18 protein-coding genes and 1 pseudogene are annotated in these 17,516 nt (G+C 61.4%); 15 read left to right on the forward strand and 4 right to left on the reverse strand.

Going from position 1 to position 17,516, the window contains the following annotated elements; genetic code table 11:
• Positions 1-310: 310 nt before the first annotated feature.
• Positions 311-1,498, reverse strand: a complete 1,188-nt coding sequence (locus KGB29_RS16300; protein WP_150814702.1) for a type II secretion system F family protein — start codon at positions 1,496-1,498, stop codon at positions 311-313.
• Between the two features lie 14 nt (positions 1,499-1,512).
• Positions 1,513-1,947 carry a type II secretion system major pseudopilin GspG gene (gene gspG, locus KGB29_RS16305; RefSeq protein WP_057715501.1) on the reverse strand — a complete coding sequence of 145 codons (435 nt, stop codon included), beginning with the start codon at positions 1,945-1,947 and terminating at the stop codon, positions 1,513-1,515.
• A gap of 195 nt (positions 1,948-2,142) precedes the next feature.
• Between gspG and KGB29_RS16310 the strand changes: the two genes are divergently transcribed.
• The 15 genes and pseudogenes from KGB29_RS16310 to KGB29_RS16380 all read left to right on the forward strand — a co-directional run bounded on the left by KGB29_RS16310 (position 2,143) and on the right by KGB29_RS16380 (position 15,283).
• A complete protein-coding gene (locus tag KGB29_RS16310; RefSeq protein ID WP_102672815.1) occupies positions 2,143-2,751 on the forward strand; it encodes a transglycosylase SLT domain-containing protein in 609 nt (202 codons plus the stop codon).
• Positions 2,752-3,221: 470 nt separating this feature from the next.
• On the forward strand, positions 3,222-3,878 hold the full coding sequence (locus tag KGB29_RS16315) for an SCO family protein (protein ID WP_150814701.1): 657 nt from the start codon (positions 3,222-3,224) through the stop codon (positions 3,876-3,878).
• Positions 3,866-4,234: pseudogene (locus tag KGB29_RS16320) on the forward strand (hypothetical protein); the annotation flags it as partial. The gene KGB29_RS16315 and the pseudogene KGB29_RS16320, both read left to right, overlap by 13 nt.
• Positions 4,235-4,243: 9 nt before the next feature.
• A complete protein-coding gene (locus KGB29_RS16325) occupies positions 4,244-5,794 on the forward strand; it encodes an ABC transporter substrate-binding protein (RefSeq protein ID WP_150814699.1) in 1,551 nt (516 codons plus the stop codon).
• Between the two features lie 364 nt (positions 5,795-6,158).
• Positions 6,159-6,692, forward strand: a complete 534-nt coding sequence (locus KGB29_RS16330; RefSeq protein WP_150814698.1) for a response regulator — start codon at positions 6,159-6,161, stop codon at positions 6,690-6,692.
• 83 nt (positions 6,693-6,775) lie between these two features.
• Positions 6,776-8,482: a GspE/PulE family protein gene (locus KGB29_RS16335; RefSeq protein ID WP_150814697.1), complete on the forward strand. Its 1,707-nt coding sequence runs from the start codon at positions 6,776-6,778 to the stop codon at positions 8,480-8,482.
• Positions 8,463-9,266, forward strand: coding sequence for a hypothetical protein (locus tag KGB29_RS16340; RefSeq protein ID WP_223616460.1), 804 nt, complete (start codon positions 8,463-8,465; stop codon positions 9,264-9,266). Before KGB29_RS16335 ends, KGB29_RS16340 begins: the two co-directional genes overlap by 20 nt.
• Position 9,267: 1 nt before the next feature.
• The gene (locus KGB29_RS16345; protein WP_057715492.1) at positions 9,268-9,813 is read left to right on the forward strand and encodes a PilN domain-containing protein; all 546 of its coding nucleotides are present in this window, start codon (positions 9,268-9,270) and stop codon (positions 9,811-9,813) included.
• Complete coding sequence (locus tag KGB29_RS16350) at positions 9,800-10,348, forward strand: GspMb/PilO family protein (protein WP_150814696.1); 549 nt, start codon at positions 9,800-9,802, stop codon at positions 10,346-10,348. Before KGB29_RS16345 ends, KGB29_RS16350 begins: the two co-directional genes overlap by 14 nt.
• Complete coding sequence (locus KGB29_RS16355; RefSeq protein ID WP_150814695.1) at positions 10,348-10,866, forward strand: hypothetical protein; 519 nt, start codon at positions 10,348-10,350, stop codon at positions 10,864-10,866. Before KGB29_RS16350 ends, KGB29_RS16355 begins: the two co-directional genes overlap by 1 nt.
• On the forward strand, positions 10,863-12,689 hold the full coding sequence (locus KGB29_RS16360) for a secretin N-terminal domain-containing protein (RefSeq protein WP_090454713.1): 1,827 nt from the start codon (positions 10,863-10,865) through the stop codon (positions 12,687-12,689). Before KGB29_RS16355 ends, KGB29_RS16360 begins: the two co-directional genes overlap by 4 nt.
• A gap of 2 nt (positions 12,690-12,691) precedes the next feature.
• Positions 12,692-13,165, forward strand: coding sequence for a type II secretion system protein (locus KGB29_RS16365; RefSeq protein WP_090454714.1), 474 nt, complete (start codon positions 12,692-12,694; stop codon positions 13,163-13,165).
• A 4-nt stretch (positions 13,166-13,169) separates the two neighbouring features.
• On the forward strand, positions 13,170-13,544 hold the full coding sequence (locus KGB29_RS16370; protein ID WP_057715487.1) for a type II secretion system protein: 375 nt from the start codon (positions 13,170-13,172) through the stop codon (positions 13,542-13,544).
• Entirely contained in the window at positions 13,519-14,058 is a 540-nt protein-coding gene (locus KGB29_RS16375; RefSeq protein WP_150814694.1) for a type II secretion system protein, read from the forward strand. The genes KGB29_RS16370 and KGB29_RS16375 overlap by 26 nt, the downstream gene beginning before the upstream one ends.
• Positions 14,059-14,959: 901 nt before the next feature.
• A complete protein-coding gene (locus KGB29_RS16380) occupies positions 14,960-15,283 on the forward strand; it encodes a DUF6124 family protein (RefSeq protein WP_150814693.1) in 324 nt (107 codons plus the stop codon).
• Between the two features lie 168 nt (positions 15,284-15,451).
• Here KGB29_RS16380 and KGB29_RS16385 read toward each other — a convergent pair whose 3' ends face one another.
• Positions 15,452-15,892, reverse strand: coding sequence for an NUDIX hydrolase (locus KGB29_RS16385; RefSeq protein WP_150814692.1), 441 nt, complete (start codon positions 15,890-15,892; stop codon positions 15,452-15,454).
• 89 nt (positions 15,893-15,981) lie between these two features.
• Positions 15,982-17,355: a nucleotide 5'-monophosphate nucleosidase PpnN gene (gene ppnN / locus KGB29_RS16390; RefSeq protein ID WP_057715483.1), complete on the reverse strand. Its 1,374-nt coding sequence runs from the start codon at positions 17,353-17,355 to the stop codon at positions 15,982-15,984.
• Between the last annotated feature and the right edge of the window lie 161 nt (positions 17,356-17,516).

Consider the following 17,516-nt stretch of genomic DNA (forward strand, 5'->3'; position numbering starts at 1 on the left):
GCCGCCACCACCGCCACCGCTACCCCCATCCTTGGCCTGAGCACTGGAAACTCCAGACAGACTGTCCGGAATCAATACGGTAGACGCCGACAGAACCGCGCCAATAGCTACTGCCAGTAAAAGCTTATTGATGAGCATGTCGTTCTCCGTCCTGTAATTCAGATTGGAACCTTCATGAACAGTGCAATGTGCTGATTTTTCCCCGTGGGAACTTGATGAACAGTTCAGCGCACCGATTTATTCGGCGGGAACATTGAAAAAGAGTGCAGCGTTCAGCTGGACCCGCGTCTGAAGGGTCAGTTTCAAAGAGTCAGTGAATGCTCGAGGCCAGTTCAAAAATCGGGATGTACATCAGGATCACGATCACCCCGATCAACAGACCGATGAAGGTCATGAGCAAGGGTTCGAACAGCCGCACGAACCATTCGATCCAGCGGCTGATTTCTTCGTCGTAGAAGTCGGCGCTGCGCTCCATCATCTGCCCGAGGTTGCCGGACTGTTCGCCGGCTCGCAGCAGGCGCAGGGACACGGGGGTCACCAGGTGATTGAGTTCCAGCGCGGCAGAGAGTGATTGCCCCTCGCGCACCCGGTCGCAGGCCTGGTCCAGGCGCGTGCGGGAGGCGACGGTGAGCAGGCCACGGACCATGCCCATGGCGGTGACCAGGGGAATGCCGCCTTGCAGCAGAATCCCCAGTGAACGGTAGAAGCGCGCCAGTTCATACATGAAGATGCGCTGGTGCACCGCAGGGAGTTTTTCGATCAGGTGGTCCAGCCCCCGACGAAAGGCCGGCTGACGCTGAAGCAGGGTGAGGGCGACGATGATGGCCAACAAGCCACCGAAGAATTCACCCTGGTGGGCGTGCAGGAACATGCCGCTGCTCATCAGGATCTGCGACATCCAGGGCAGGTTCGACCCCAGTCCTTCAAACACCAGGCTGAAGCGCGGCACGACATACCCCATCAAAAACAAAACCACGCCACCGCCCACCACCAGCAACAGCAAGGGGTAGATCGACGCGCTGATGATCTTTTGGCGAACCTCGTCCATGCGTTGGCGATAGCTGACATAACGGCCCAGGGCATTGCCCACGGCGCCAGTCTTTTCACTGGACTGCACCAGCGCCACGTACAACGGGGGGAAAACCGCCGACAGCTGGCTCAGGGCCTGGGAAAACGATTTGCCCTCGTAAAGCAGGCGGACCAACTCGTTCAAGGTCTTGCGGGCCTGTGGCGCGTTTTCCTTTTCCGCCAGGCTTTCCAGGGCATCGATCAACGGCAGGCCGGCGTTGAGCAGGGTGGTCAGTTCCTGGCTGAACAACACCAGGTTGAACGTCTCGCGCTTGTGCAGGCGCAAGGCGCGCCAATGTCGTTCGGCGTGCAGGCTGACCACCCGCAGGCCCTGATCTTCGGCGATGCGCCTGGCTTCGCTGTGCCCCGGTGCCTCGACGGTCATCGAGACCACACCGGCCTTGCCGACAGCCTTGAGATGAAAGCGCATGGTCGCCATTCCCGTCAGTTCCAGTTGGTGACTTCGGCGTTCTCGCCTTCGCCACCGGGCTGCCCGTCCTTGCCCATGGACAACAGGTCGTACTCGCTGTTTTCACCGGGATAGCGATAGGCGTAGTTGCGGCCCCAGGGGTCTTGCGGGAGTTTTTTCTGCAGGTACGGGCCGGTCCAGCGCGGTTCGTCGGCGGGGGCGGTGACCAGCGCCTGCAAACCCTGTTCGGTGGACGGGTAATGGCCAACTTCCAGGCGGTAAAGGTCCAGGGCCTTGCTCAAGCCTTCTATCTGCGCCTTGGCCACTTTCACTTCGGAGCGGCCCAGTTGGGCGAAATACTTCGGCGCCACGATGCCGGCCAACAGCCCCAGTACCACCAGCACCACCAACAGTTCGAGCAAGGTGAACCCGCTTTGGGTTCGCCGGGCATAACACAGTCGCTGATTCATGATGACCTCATAACAGTCGGCAGCAGAGTTGCCATGTAGTTGCATGCAATTGCCATGCTCACGATTGCCGACCCTTGCGCGCCCCCTTGCTGCGGGCCTTCTCGCTTACGGCACAGTGCTTGCGTATGGCTGGTGCACGACTGGCCATTGGGGCAATACCCCCAATTTTCGGGGCCGGAAAGGGGAGGTATAACAATGAAGACACTCACCGCCGGATTGCTGGGTTTCCTTGTGTTGGCCAGCGCCGCACAGGCCGATGTGTTTGTTTCCGTGGACGCCAACGGCAGCTACGTCCTGTCCAATGTCCACCGCCCCGGACGCCACTATGAGCGGGTGATTCGTGAGCCCGATGCGCCGGTGGTCAGCCTCGATCAGCAACCGCAGATGATCGCCGCGCAACCCTATGCCGAGCTGGTGGCGGCGGCGGCCACGGCCAACGAACTGCCGGCGGCGCTGCTGCACGCAGTGATCAAGACCGAATCGAGCTACAACGCCCGCGCCACCTCACCCAAGGGCGCTCGCGGGCTGATGCAATTGATGCCCGCCACCGCCCGCGAAATGGGGGTGACCAATGTCTACGACCCCAAGGCCAACATCCAGGGTGGCGCCCGCTATCTCAAGCGCCTGATGACGATGTTCGACAACGATATCCGGCTTGCCGTGGCGGCCTACAACGCCGGCCCGCAAGCGGTGCTCAGCCGGGGCAACGTAGTCCCGCCGTTCGCCGAAACCCAGCGTTATGTGCCCAGTGTGCTGAACCAGTATCGGCGTTTGCAGGGGTTGCCCGCGGATGCGCCGCTGTGATCGAACACCCGGGGAAATTTCCCCAATAGTGGGGAATAGTGGCCCCGGCGAAAAAGTGGGGGGATTGGGTGGGGAATATCCCCCGACCAATCAAGTCGTGATCATAACAATCTGATTAATAAAGTATTTTTTTGTGGCATGCGGATTGCTCCGGACGATTTATCGAAGTGTTCCCCCGATAACCCGCAGCGAGGCCCGAGTCCATGATTGGCATATCCCACGCTTGGTCCTTGATTGATTTGCTTACCCCCCCTGTGGGAGCGAGCTTGCTCGCGATGACTGCTTTCCACTCGCCAACGATGTCGACTGTCAGTCCGCTATCGCGAGCAAGCTCGCTCCCACAACGGGGCGGGTAAGACAGGTACAGATCGGTAAAGAGGAATGTTGCTGAAAACAGGACCAACCCTTGTCCGGCGTCGTGCCGGAATTTCGGGTCAATCCCGGTGATACCCACTAACGAGGAAACCGACATGGACCGATTCGCGCATTGCGGCCTGCTGACGTTTTGCCTGTTGGCCTTCGGTATCGACCAGGCGCTGGCTCACTCGGCGGACGAGCACACCGGGCACGACATGGCGGCCAGCACCGCCAGCCCGGAGAACGCCCGGATCAGATTTGCCGACGTGGCCCTGCTGGACCAGAACGGCAAGGTCGTCAACCTGGAAAAAGACCTGGTCAGCAACAAAATCGTGGTCATGGGTTTCATTTACACCCGTTGCACCACGGTCTGCCCGGTGATGTCCTCGATCATGGGCAGGGTGCAGAAACAGTTGGGCGCGCGGGTCGGCACCGAGGTGCAATTGGTGTCCATCAGCATCGACCCACAGCATGATGATCCCCAACGCCTGAACGACTACGCCCGCACCTTCCAGAAAGGGCCGGGCTGGAGCTGGCTGACCGGTTCGCCGCAGGCGGTCGATGCCACCCTCAAGGGCCTGGGCGTCTACAGCGGTGACTTCGAGAATCACTCGCCACTGATTCTGGTGGGGGACGGCAACAACCGCTACTGGACCCGCTACTACGGTCTCACCGAACCGACAGAGCTGGCCCGGGCCGTCGAGAGGCTCAGAGGCGAACGCAACGCCCACGCCAAGCACACCGCCATCGCCATGGAGCACCAGCCATGAGCGCCATCGACAGGAAAACCTGCTTCCCCGACACACCCTTGCAGGACCAGAACGGCAGCACCTTTATCTCCCTTACCAGTGATCCGCTGCGCAACACGCCAGCGGTACTCAAGGCTTGCACCTTGAAACAGGGCATCGATGGGCCCCACTGGTTTTTTCTTACCGAAGACAAGGTGCAAATGGACCTTGTATGGGGTCGCATCGACCAGATCGTGCCGACCCCCTTGCAGCACTCCACACGGTTGATCGTCGGTGACGCGGCGAACAGACGCTGGAGCAAAATCCGTCCCGCCGCCCCGGCCGCCGCCATTGCCCAGCGCTTGCAGTTGCTGACAATGCCCGTGGCCAGTCGCTGAGCCACGGCCATGAATACTGCCCTCGTCCTTGGCCTGCTGCTCTTCGGCAGCATCGCGCTCACCGCCCAGGCGCTGCCGCTGAGCCTCAGCGAAAGTGCCGGTAAACGGTTGTACCACGAAGGCGTGTCGGCCAGCGGCGAACCGATCATGGTCCGGGTCGGCGCAGCGGGCGTGCTGCTGCCGGCCACCCGCGTGCCGTGCGCCAATTGTCATGGCGAGGATGGCCTCGGGCGCCCGGAAGGCGAGGTGCGACCGCCGGACCTGCGCTGGTCGCGACTGGCCAGCAGCCAAGGCCAGCAGCACATCAACGGCCGCAGTTATCCGGCCTACAGCGAAATCACCCTGGCGCGGGCGGTGCAAGAGGGGCGCGACCCGGGCAACAATCGGCTCGATCCGACGATGCCACGGTTCGTGTTGTCGATGATCGACCAACGCAACCTCACGGCGTACCTCAAGCACCTGGCCGAAGACCGCGTTCCGGGACTGGCCCCCGACAGTCTGCACCTGGGTACGTTGTTGCCGGGTTCCGGCCCCTTGGGCGAGGAGGGCATCACGGTGGCAGCGGTGCTCAATGGCTGCGTGGCGCGCATCAACGAGGCGGGCGGAATTCATGGCCGGCAGTTGCGCCTGACCATCCTCGACCCCGGCGCCGACCGCGCCAGTGCCGAAAAGGCGCTGGACCGGTTGATCAATGAAGAGCAGGTGTTTGCCCTGATCGCACCGATGGCGCCGGCATTGGACCTGAACTTCGCCATGCGTCTGGAACAGGCCGGCATTCCCCTGATCGGGCCGCTGTCCTTGCAGGGCACGCTCCACACCAGCCCGCAGATATTCGAGCCACTGCCGGGCCTTCGCGACCAATTGATCGCCCTGGCCAACTACGCCAGTGCGAGCCTGCGGGTGCTTCAGGGGCCGACGCTGATCGCCTACCCGGACGAACCCGGCCAACGGCTGGCGGCGCAGGAGCTCGGCAAGTACTTGCAGGGGCACGCCTGGCAAAAGGTGCGCCTGCAAGCCTATGACCCGGCCGGGGATGATTTTCCCTTGGGGTCGCGCTCGGTGTTTTACCTGGGCAGCAGCAGCGGCTTCAGTCGTCTGGCCGAGCGTTTGCAAACGGCGGGGCAGGTGCCTTACCTGTTCGCCGCCTCGAACCAGGTGGCGGGCAATCTGATGCAGGTGCCCAGCGGATTTTCCCGACGGGTGTTCCTGGCCTATCCGTTCGTGCCCAGCGACTGGACTCAGGCTGGGCGCCTGGCCTTGACCCAGTTGCGCGAACACCAGGGCCTCGGTGGCCAGCATGCGGTGCTGCAAGTGGGCGCGTTCAGTTCGATGATGCTGCTCAGCGAAGGCATGAAGCAGGCCGGGCGCAATGCCAGTCGCGAGAAGCTGGTCAGGGCCCTGGAAGGCTTGCGTGACTTCGATACCGGGCTGACACCGCTGATCAGCTTTGGTCCGGGCCGGCGCCTGGGCTTGAGCGGTGCCCATATCGTCACGGTGGATCTGCCGGACCAGCGTTTCTATTTGGTCGCGCCCTATAAACCCATTGCTGCCACGCCCTGACCGGAGGCCGATCATGAAACTCGATACCGCCCGGTGCAGACGCTTCCACTGGCGAAACCGCAGGGCTACGCTTAACCGGGATGAGGGCGTCGGCGCCATTGCGCTCGCGCAATCGAATCGAACGGATTGCCGATCAATAGGGGGTTTCCCCAACAGTGGGGGGAAAAGTCCAGTGCCAATCACGTCGCTTTCCCCGTTTTTGGGGGATGGAACTGCGCTACGAAAAGGCATTGTTTTTTAAATTCAAGGACATGAAGTCTTCAAATTACCGGTGCCCAGCCTGGCATGAAGTGTGCGTTAGTCCTGTCAGGACGCGCACTCCGTCAGGTTCAAAATCCGGACCTGCGGTTTCAAGGAGTCCACCTTGTTGAATAAAGTACTGGTTGTTGATGACGAACAGTTGCTGGCGCAGAACCTCCAGGATTACCTGCAGGCGCAAGCACTGGAAGTCCGGATTGCCCACGACGGTGCGAAAGGAATCGCTGAAGCCGATGATTTCGCGCCCGATGTGATGGTGTTCGATTACCGCTTGCCCGATATGGAAGGCTTTCAGGTGCTCGATGCCGTCCGCCAGAACAGGAAGTGTCATTTCGTGCTGATCACAGGGCATCCAACCGCAGAGGTTTGCGAGCGGGCCCGGCAACTGGGCGTCAGCCATATCCTGTTCAAACCGTTTCCATTGGCGGAATTGGCCCGTGCCGTGCTTGATCTTCTGGGCAGGCAACGCGAACCCAAAGTGGGGGTGAGCACTTCCGAAGGCTTTGTCGAACGACGCCAGAGCAGGACCGAGAGTTTCCCGCTGCAGTTGTACGACGGTAGCTGGGTGCTGGCAGATCGCCGAAAAAGTACATCGGCCTCCAAGGCACCAGACGACGAACAGTTGCTCACCGGGGAGTAGTGGCGCGACAAGACGTTCCGGCCTCCGCCGAATGGCTCGCCGCGCCGACAGGGCCCAAAGCCCCGGGCGTAGGAGAGCAAGCCATGGACCGTCTATCCTTTGCCGTAGAACCGGCGCAACCGGAATGTTCACCGACTCGTTTTACCAGTGAGCAACTGGCCCAGGCCCGAGCCCTGGCCACCAGTTCCGGCGAGCGGATGCTGGACGCCCTGGGGCGGCTGTGCGCACTGGCTCCCATGCCTTTCATTCAATGCCTCGGCGTAACCCTGCACTACCCGGTGCTCGACACCGACAGCCTGTTCAATTCCACGCCGGTGTTCGACCGGGTGACCCTGGCCCAATGCCTCAAGCGCGAATTCACCCTGTTGCGTCACAACGATGCGGTCATCGGTGTGTTCGCCGACCCCTTCGACAGTGCACGCCTGGCCTGGATCGATGAGTGCCTGCAAGGCGCGCCGCTGTACCTGGTGCATGCCGATGACCTGAAGGCCTATCTGGCGCGTCACGAAGAAAGCTTCCATGCGGTGGAGTCGCTCAACGCCCAGAGCGACGCCGGCGCCGAAACCGATAACCTGCAAAGCCTGTCCCTGACCAGCATCAGCGAAGACTCCAGCGTCGTGGTCAAACTGGTCAACTCGACCCTGTACGACGCGCTGAAAATGCACGCCAGCGACATCCACCTCGGCACCACCGGCAGCGGCCTGGTGATCAAGTACCGGATCGACGGCGTGCTCAACAACATCAGCAAAATCCAGGGCAGCGAGTTCGCCGAGCAAGTTATTTCCCGGGTCAAGGTCATGGCCGAACTGGACATTGGCGAAAAACGCGTGCCCCAGGATGGTCGCTTCAAGATCGGCATCAGCGGCCGGCAGATCGACTTCCGGGTGTCGATCATGCCGAGCATTTTTGGCGAAGACGCGGTGCTGCGGGTACTCGACAAACAGGACCTGGCGGACAAGGTCTGTGGCGTGCAGTTGCAGGCCCTGGGCTTTGAAGAAGAAACCCTGCGCCAGCTGCGCCGGCTGGCCGCCGAACCCTACGGCATGGTGCTGGTAACCGGGCCGACCGGTAGCGGCAAGACCACCACCCTGTACGCGATGATCACCGAGATCAACCACGGCGTGGACAAGATCATCACTATTGAGGACCCGGTGGAATATCAACTGCCGGGCGTGCTGCAAATCCCCGTCAACGAGAAGAAAGGCCTGACCTTCGCCCGGGGCCTGCGCTCGATCCTGCGCCATGACCCGGACAAGATCATGGTCGGTGAAATCCGCGACCCGGACACCGCACAGATCGCCGTGCAATCGGCGCTCACCGGTCACCTGGTGTTCACCACCATTCACGCCAACAACGTGTTCGACGTCATCGGCCGTTTCACCCAGATGGAAATCGATCCCTACAGCCTGGTCTCGGCACTCAATGCCGTACTGGCCCAGCGTTTGATCCGCCTGGTCTGCACCAGTTGCAGCAGCCCCTACAGCCCGACGCAAGAAGAGCTGGAGGTCTCGGGGCTTGATCCGCAAAAGGTCGCTCACTACCGGTTCGTCCATGGCAAGGGCTGCGGACATTGCCGGGGCACCGGTTATCGCGGGCGTAGCGCAATTGCCGAGTTGCTGCACCTGGACGACGAATTGCGGCAAATGATCGTCGAGCGCCAACCCATTTCGAAAATCAAGGCGCACGCCTGCAAACGTGGCTTGCGCCTGTTGCGCGAGTCGGCGCTGGAGATGGTGGAACAAGGCCGGACGACTCTCGAGGAGATCAATCGTGTCACTTTTATCTCGTGAGCAATTTGTCGCCGTGCTCGGCGCAAGCGGTGTTGGCCTGGGGCAGCGGCAAGGTGCTGCAACCCACTGGCTGGGCAGCGTCGGCTACATTGACGAAGGCTTCCAGGCCTGGACGGTGGCCCTCGATACCCTCGACCGTTTGTTGGCCGAACACACCGTTGCCAGGGCGGAACTGACGGTGGTGATCTCCGGGCACTTCAGCCGCTATTGCCTGGTGCCCTGGAGTGAGCAGATCAGTAGCCCGGCCGAATTGCTCGGCTTCGCCCAACTGTGTTTCGAAGACCTCTACGGTGCCCCGACACAACCCTGGAGCCTGGTGCTCTCGGCCGAACCCGCCGGTTACGACCGCATCGCCACCGCGCTGCCACAGGACTTGCTCGAACGCCTGCGCGCCCTGGTCAGGGCTCGCGGTTTGCGCTTGCGTTCGGTGCAGCCGTACCTGATGACGGCGTTCAACCATTTCGACAAAAGCTTTGAGGCCGGGGATTTCCTGTTCGTGGTCGCCGAACCGGTGCGCAGCGTGTTGCTGCTGGCCAGGGAAGGGCGCTGGACCTCGGTGCGATCGGTGGGCAGCAGCGACAGCGATGCGGCGCTGACCGCGTTGATCGGTCGTGAACACCAGTTGCAGGCTTCCAGCAGCGAACGGCCGTTGAATGTCTACCTGCATGCACCGGCGCGCATCGATTCGCCTCCTGACGTGCCTGGTGTGCATCTGCGCACCCTCGAAGAAGACCGGACAGCCGTACGCGATTGCCTGTACCTCATGTCTCGGGCGGTGGTCTGACATGCGTCCCCTGATGCTCGACTTTCAGCCGCGCCGCCGTGCAGGCCCCTTGGGCTGGAGCCTGCTGGCCGGTGGCGTGGTGCTGACACTGACCTGCCTGCTGGTGCAACAGCACCTGAGCCACGAGGCCGAACAACAGCAAGGTCATCTGCAAATCACACAGCGAGTGCTCACCGGCGATACCGGCAGCAAGCTCAGCCTGACCCCGGCGCAAATTCGCGAGCAGGCGCATAACCTGGCGGAAATGCGCAAGGTCTCCCAGCAGTTGCGCCGCCCTTGGGAACGCCTGTTCGCCACCCTCGAAGCCATGCCGCGGGACAACATTGCCCTGCTGACCCTGACCCCGGACGCCCGCAAGGGCCAGGTGCGGATCAGCGCCGAAGCGCTGGACCTGGACGCCATGCTCGATTTCCACCGCCGTCTCGAAGCCAGCGACGAGCTGTCCGACGTATCGCTGCTGAGCCACGAAATTGTCGCCAACGTGCCGGAACACCCGGTGCAGTTCAACCTGTCGGCTACCTGGGAGATCGGCGATGCAAATCCATAAATTGATCGTCCACGAATACCTGCAAGGCCTGGGCGTTCCGGGGCTGGCAGGGATGGCCATGCTGGTGCTGGCGCTGAGCTATGGCCTGGTGGGGTTGCTGCCCGACTGGGAGTCGCTGCAAAGCCTCAGCCAGCAGACTCGCGAAGCCACCGAGTACCTGGCCAAGGTCGAAGACGGCAGCGTGGCCGCGCCGGTGGTGCCGCAGCGCCAGCTCGACGATTTTCGCAGCAAGTTGCCGTCCCAGCCCCAGGCCACCGTGGCCATCGACAAGATCTACGCCCTGGCTGCCCAGGAACGCATCACCTTGTCCCGGGGTGAATACTCCCTGGGCGTGGACCCCAAGACCCACCTGGCCCGTTATCAGATTCTGCTGCCGGTACGTGGCAGCTATCCGCAACTGCGGCGTTTCCTGCACGCCTTGCTCGGCCAGTTGCCGGCGGTGGTGCTCGAGGATGTGGAGCTACAGCGCAAGAATATCGCCGATACCGACCTGACCGGGCGGATCCGCATGACCCTTTACCTGTCGAGGTCATGATGAATACCAAACGAGTGTCGGGTTGGGTGGCGTTCTTCGGTGTGGCGGCAGCGCTCGCCTGGCTCCCCGAATACTTCAATCAGGCCGGCGACAGCGACCTTGCGGTGGCCACCGTGGCTACGCCAGCCAAGGGCAAGACCCCTGGCGCATCGACGGCTGCATCGAGCGCCGCTGCGCTGGCGCCGATCAAGGACCTGAGCCCGGCAGGCGACCTGTTCGCCGCCCGCAGCTGGATAGCGGCGCCGGCCCTTGGCACCGTCACTGAACAATCGGTAGTCGTTACTCCTGTGGTGCAAGTCCCCACTGCACCACCGTTGCCCTTCCAGTTTGTCGGCAGGCTGGATGACCGTTCCGATCTGCAGGTGTTTTTGCAGAGCGGCGAAAAAATATACGTCGTGCGCAAAGGGGATGTCATCGACGAAACCTGGCGGATCGAGCGGATTTCCGATAAGGAACTGAGCCTGGTCTACCTGCCTCTGCATTTGGCGCAGACCTTGTCTGTGGGGAGTACGGAATGAACAAATCCCGTTTGCTGATGAGCCTTTGTCTCTGCGCGGGGCTGGCCGCATGCAGTTCGGCGCAGGTTGCCAGGGATGAAGCTTCGGCCCTGATCGAATCGGGCCAATATGAAGCCGGTCTGGCGCGCATCGAAGAAGGATTGCGGGAAAACCCTCGCGATACCGAACTGCACATGGCTCTCAACAGCGGACGGGCCCGCGCCGTGACGGCGCTGCTGACCCAGGCCGACATGGACCGCACCCAGCGTAATTTCGCCGGGGCCCGCATGACTTACAGCCGGGTCTTGAACATCGAACCGAACAACCGTCGTGCCCAGGATTCCCTGCGCCAGCTCGACTACCTGCGCAGCATGGATGAGAAACTCGAACTGGCCCGTGGCGACCTGCGTCGCGGTGACATCTACGGTGCCGACCGCCAGGTCAGACAGATTCTCGAACTGGACCCGAAGAACGAAGGCGCCCTGGAACTGCAAGGCAGCATCCGCCTGGTGCAGAGCCGCAACGTGGTGCAGTACCCACAACTGCGCACGCGCCTTGACCGGCCGGTGACCCTGGAGTTTCGCGATGCCAACCTCAAGACCATTTTCGAAGTGCTGTCCCAGGTCGCCGGCCTGAACTTCATCTTCGACAAGGACCTGCGCCCGGACATGAAAGCCACGATCTTCGTACGTGACGTACGTATCGAAGACGCCGTGGATCTGCTGCTGCAACAGAACCAGCTGCATCAGAAAGTGGTCAATGAAAACACCGTGCTGATCTACCCGGACTCGCCGCAGAAACTCAAGGATTACCAGGAGCTGGTGATGCGCACCTTCTACCTGACCAGCATCGATGCCAACACGGCGTTGAACATGATCAAGACCATGCTCAAGACCCGCGACGTGTTCGTCGATGAGCGCCTCAACACCCTGACCATGCGCGATACCGGTGACGCTGTGCGCATGGCGGAAAAACTCCTGCAATCGCAGGACCAGTCCAACCCGGAAGTGGTGCTGGAAGTGGAAGTGATGGAAGTCGCCCGCCAGCGCATTCTCGACCTTGGCCTGCAATGGCCAAACACCTTCGGCGTGGTCAACAGCGACGGATCGGCGGTGACCCTTCTCGATCAGCTCAAGGGCATCAACTCCGGCCGCATCACGATCTCGCCATCGCCCCAGGCCAAGATCAATGCCCAGGACAAGGACATCAATACCCTGGCCAGCCCCGTGATTCGGGTCAGCAACCGCGAACAGGCGCGCATCCACATCGGTCAGCGCGTGCCGATCATCAGCGCCACCTCGGTGCCTTCGACCCAGGGCCCGGTGATCACCGAAAGCGTGACCTACCTCGACGTCGGTCTGAAGCTCGAAGTGCAGCCCATCGTGCACCTGAACAACGAAGTGGCGATCAAGATCGCGCTGGAAGTCAGTAACGCCACGCCGCTGACACCGACCGCTCAGGGCACCATTCCGGTCCAGGTCGATACCCGCAACGCCCAGACCACCTTGCGTCTGCATGACGGCGAAACCCAGATTCTCGCCGGTCTGGTGCGCGACGACCACGGCGCCACCGGCAACAAGATTCCCGGCCTTGGCGACATTCCCGGCCTGGGTCGCCTGTTCGGCAGCAACAGGGACGACGTCATCAAATCCGAACTGGTGCTGTCGATCACCCCGCGGATCGTGCGCAATCTGCCGTACCAGAGTCCGTCGGACATGGAATTCCCGACCGGTACCGAAACCAGCATGCACATCCAGGCACCGGACCGTTCGATGAGCACCACGGTTCAGGTCAACCCCATGACCGCCCCGATCGCCACTACCGTTACCGTCGGGAAGCCTTGATCATGAACGCCTCGCAACGCGGTTTTACCCTGGTCGAAGTCGTGGTGACGCTCGCCCTGGTCGGCCTGCTGGCCGGCATGGCCGCACCGCTGACCGAGACCGTGGTGCGTCGGGGCAAAGAGCAGGACCTGCGAACCGCGCTGTACCAGATCCGCGATGCCATCGACGCTTACAAACAAGCTTTCGACGCGGGCTACATCGAGAAGTCGCTCGATAGCAGCGGCTACCCGCCGAACCTGCAAGTACTGGTCGAGGGTGTGCGTGACACGCGCAGTGCAAAGGGCGCCAAGTTCTACTTCCTGCGGCGTATCCCCCGTGACCCGCTGGCAGCCGTCAAGCGTGACGACGAGGGCGGCTGGGGCCTGCGTTCCTATGACAGTTCGGCTGAGAACCCGCGCGAGGGCCAGGACGTCTTTGACGTTTACTCCAAGGCCCGCGGCAAGGGCCTCAATGGCATCGCCTACCGAGAGTGGTGAGCATATGCGTCGGCAAAAGGGCTTTACCCTGATTGAACTGATGGTGGTCATGGCAATCATCGCGACCCTGATGACGATCGCCTTGCCACGCTACTTCAGCAGCCTGGAAGCTTCCAAAGAGACCACCTTGCATCAGAGCCTGTCGTCCATGCGCGAGGCGCTGGATCATTACTATGGAGACACCGGGCGTTATCCCGATTCCATCGAGCAGCTGGTCGAACTGCGCTACCTGCGCAACCAGCCGCTGGACCCGATTGCCGAGCGCAAGGACACCTGGGTCATAGTCGCGCCACCGGATGGCGTGGCGGGCGGGGTGGCTGATATCAAGAGTGGGGCCAGCGGGAGGGCGCGTGATGGCAGCCTGTATTCCGAGTGGTAAATCTTCGAACCAGGACGGTTTCACCTATCTGGGTGTGCTGTTTCTGGTCGTCGTGCTGGGCATGGGCCTGGCCAGTGCCGGCGAGTTGTGGGCCACCGCTGCGCGCCGCGATCGCGAAAACCAGTTGCTCTGGGTCGGTACGCAATATGCCCAGGCGCTGCGCAGCTATTACCGCAGTTCGCCCGGTATGGCCCAGTATCCGAAAGAACTCAAGGACCTGTTGCAGGACGAGCGTTTTCCGTCGGCCAGGCATCATCTGCGACAGTTGTACCCGGAGCCGATGACAGGTGGCGAATGGGAGCTGATGCGTGATTTCGACGGGCGGATCAGCGGTGTGTACTGCCCGTCCGAGCAGAAGCCGCTCAAGCAAGAGAACTTTCCCAGCCAGTGGGCGGACTTCAAAGGCATGGCCAGCTACAAGGACTGGCAGTTCGTGGCCGAGAAAGTCTCCCTCGAAGGCACCGACGGGCCGCCGAAAGCACAGTCCACTGAACCTCAGGCATTGCAGCCTTGAACCTTCAGCCAACACATTTCCGCCAAATGTACCCGGTCCAATTGTGGGAGCGGGCTTGCTCGCGAAGGCGGCCTGACAGCCGACCTGTCTTTTGTTGACCGTGTACATATCCATTGCTGCGGTAACGGCTGCTTATGGTTTCGCCCTTACGGCGAGTCCCTTTTGGCAAACGCCCCAAAAGGAACCAAAAGGTCTCGCCCCTTACGTACGGCCCCTCGCTGAGGCTCGGGGTTCCTTCGCTCCGGCATTCATCCGGGGGCATCGCCCTCCGGTTGGCTTCGCTGGCACCTACATGCGATGTGTTCGACTGCGTCGAACGGCGCTGCGCGCCAATCCCCGGATGAACACCTCCGCTCAGCCTGCCGAGGGGGCGGGTGGATCAAGATCAAAAGCTGCAGGCGAGCTAACGCTCGGCCTGATGAGTGGTGAAGAGCGTGGGGGTACGGGGCCCTGCTTTTGCTCTGCTCTTCTGTGGGAGCGAGCTTGCTCGCGATGGCGGTCTTACAACCAACGATAATCCTTTGGCTCACACCACAGGAATTTGTGGATGTCAGAGGCGGCTGTAGGACCAGGAGTGAGGCTACACCGCCTTGCGTCGTTGCCTACAACTACGCCAGAATCCGCCGGCTTGTGGGCCTTGGACCCTGATTCTATCGTTGCCGGGTCGCTGCAAATTCAGCGATCGGGTTTCGCAGCCCAGGTTAATCAAGGCGCTCAGCGCCACCGTTTCCTTGCAGTTGGCGCTTTTGTTCGCCCACTGTTTTGCGTTATGGCGGCTGTGCGCGGGAGACTTTCGGGTCTGCCGGGTTCCTTGATTCCCGGTCTGCGAACCCGCGTATGGCCGCCACCTTCTTCGCTTCGCAGCGAATTGTGGCGGCTCCATCAATCAAGGAGCTTCGTCATGGTCAAACCCACACCCAATCCCCCCGAATCAAAAGCCGATACCAGTCAGCGTGCATCAACTATCCACCTGAAACCTGCCATCCTCAAAAGCATCGCCCCCCACAATCCCAGCACGATGTTCGTCATCGCCCCGAACATCGACACCGAAACCCTGTTGGCCCACGCCTGTGAATCGCTGGCTTCAGCAAGCGTGATGGCGACTGATTTCGCCACGTTTCTGGACGGCCCGCAACGCAGCATGCTGTTGGGTATCCAGCAGGTGATCATGCTGGCGGACCTGGCGGTCAACCGCGCTCTGGATAATGTTGCCCCATTGGACTAAACACAGAACCTTTGTGGCGAGGGGGCTTGCCCCCGTTGGGCTGCGTAGCGGCCCCAAAATCAGGCAATGCGGTTTTTCAGGCTGACCGCGCTGAATGGATTTGCGACTGCTGCGCAGCCGAACGGGGGCAAGCCCCCTCGCCACAGGTGTTGTGTTCGCTTGCACGCTTCAGGCGTTTTCCAGCATCGTGATCAACTGCTCCGGCCACACCGTTTCTCGGGTCTCTTGCAGCTCTGCCACCGACCACCATTTATGGTCAGCCATTACCCGGACTTCGTTAGCCGTCCATCCCTCACGGGACAGGTGTTCACTGTCGGTATGAACCACGAAATAGCGCTCAACGGACAACACCGTTTCGCCGCTTGGCAGCATCATCGGAAAACTGCGTTCTGCAACGCTCGGACCCACCGTGTCGATGCGTAAACCCGTCTCTTCAAACAGTTCACGAACCGCCGCAACCTCAAAGGATTCACCCTGTTCAAGCCCCCCACCGGGTGTCGCCCAGTGGCTTTGGCCAGCGAGGGCATCGTTTTTGTGTTGGAAGTGAAACAGCAGAACCTGTTGCGAGGGATTGATCACCAGCAGTCTGGCGGAATTACGTTGGCGCATTTTTTTCTTTCCATAGAGTGCCGCGAACCGCAGCTTTCACTGCGGCTCGCGACGGTAAAGCTCATGTCGGCGTTATTACACCGAAAGGGTTATGCCACCACCCGATAACACGGCACATACGCCGCGCCGCCCGGCAGTTTCATCCGGTGTTGGGCGACGAAGGCTTTGAGCAGCAGGTCCAGCGGTTGCATGATCGCCGCGTCGCCACGGATCTGGTACGGCCCGTGTTCTTCGATCAGGCGGATGCCCTTGTCCTTGACGTTGCCGGCGACGATGCCGGAGAACGCGCGGCGCAGGTTCGCTGCCAGTTCGTGGGACGGCAGGTCGAGGCTCAGTTTCAGGTTGGCCATGTTTTCGTGGGTCGGGTCGAACGGGCGCTGGAAGCCTTCGTCGATTTTCAGCAGCCAGTTGAAGTGGAACGCGTCGTTGCGCTCGCGGCGGAACTGCTTGACCGCCTTGAGGCCCTGGGTCATCTGCCGCGCCACTTCGGCCGGGTCATCGATGATGATCTGGTAGTGCTGCTTGGCGGTTTCGCCCAGGGTCGCACCGACGAATGCGTCCAGTTGTTCCAGGTACGGCGCGGCGTGTTTCGGCCCGGTGAGGATGACCGGGAAGGGCAGGCCTTCATTGCCCGGGTGCATCAGGATGCCCAGCAGGTACAGGAACTCTTCGGCCGTACCGGCGCCGCCCGGGAAGATGATGATGCCGTGGCCGACGCGGACGAAGGCTTCCAGGCGTTTTTCGATGTCCGGCAGGATCACCAGTTCGTTGACGATCGGGTTCGGCGCCTCGGCGGCGATGATTCCGGGTTCGGTCAGGCCCAGGTAGCGGCCGCCGTGGATGCGTTGCTTGGCGTGGGCGATGGTGGCGCCTTTCATCGGGCCTTTCATCACGCCGGGGCCGCAACCGGTGCAGATGTCCAGGCTGCGCAGGCCCAGTTCGTGGCCGACTTTCTTGGTGTATTTGTATTCTTCGGTGTTGATCGAGTGCCCGCCCCAGCACACCACGATCTTCGGCTCGACGCCAGGGCGCAGGGTGCGGGCGTTGCGCAGCAGGTGGAAGACGTAATCGCTGATGCCCTGGGAGCTGCTCAGGTCGATGCGTTGGCTGTCGAGTTCGTTTTCGGTGTAGACGATGTCACGCAGGGCGCTGAACAGCATTTCCCGGGTGCTGGCGATCATTTCACCGTCGACGAAGGCGTCGGCCGGGGCGTTCAGCAGTTCCAGGCGCACGCCACGGTCCTGCTGGTGAATGCGGATTTCAAAATCCTTGTAGGCTTCAAGGATGGTCTTGGCGTTGTCGACATGGGCGCCGGTGTTGAGGATGGCCAGGGCGCACTGGCGGAAGAGGGTGTAGGTGCTGCCGGAACCGGCTTCGCTCAATTGCTGGACTTCCCGTTGCGAGAGTGTTTCCAGGCTGCCTTTGGGACTGACGGAGGCGTTGATAACTTGGCGTTGGGTCATTCAATGATCCTTAAAACGATGTCATTCACACAACAACAACGAATGGCATCCGAATAATGTGTATTCATGAAAGAAGATGGCACGAACTGCGCTGTCTCGCCATGTCCCTGCTTGACGATGAAAAGATGAAAAGGAGCCCCAGCATAGCTAAATCCCGCGCA

The organism is Pseudomonas sp. BF-B-30, assembly GCF_019956305.1.
In the GTDB taxonomy this organism is placed as follows: domain Bacteria; phylum Pseudomonadota; class Gammaproteobacteria; order Pseudomonadales; family Pseudomonadaceae; genus Aquipseudomonas; species Aquipseudomonas jessenii.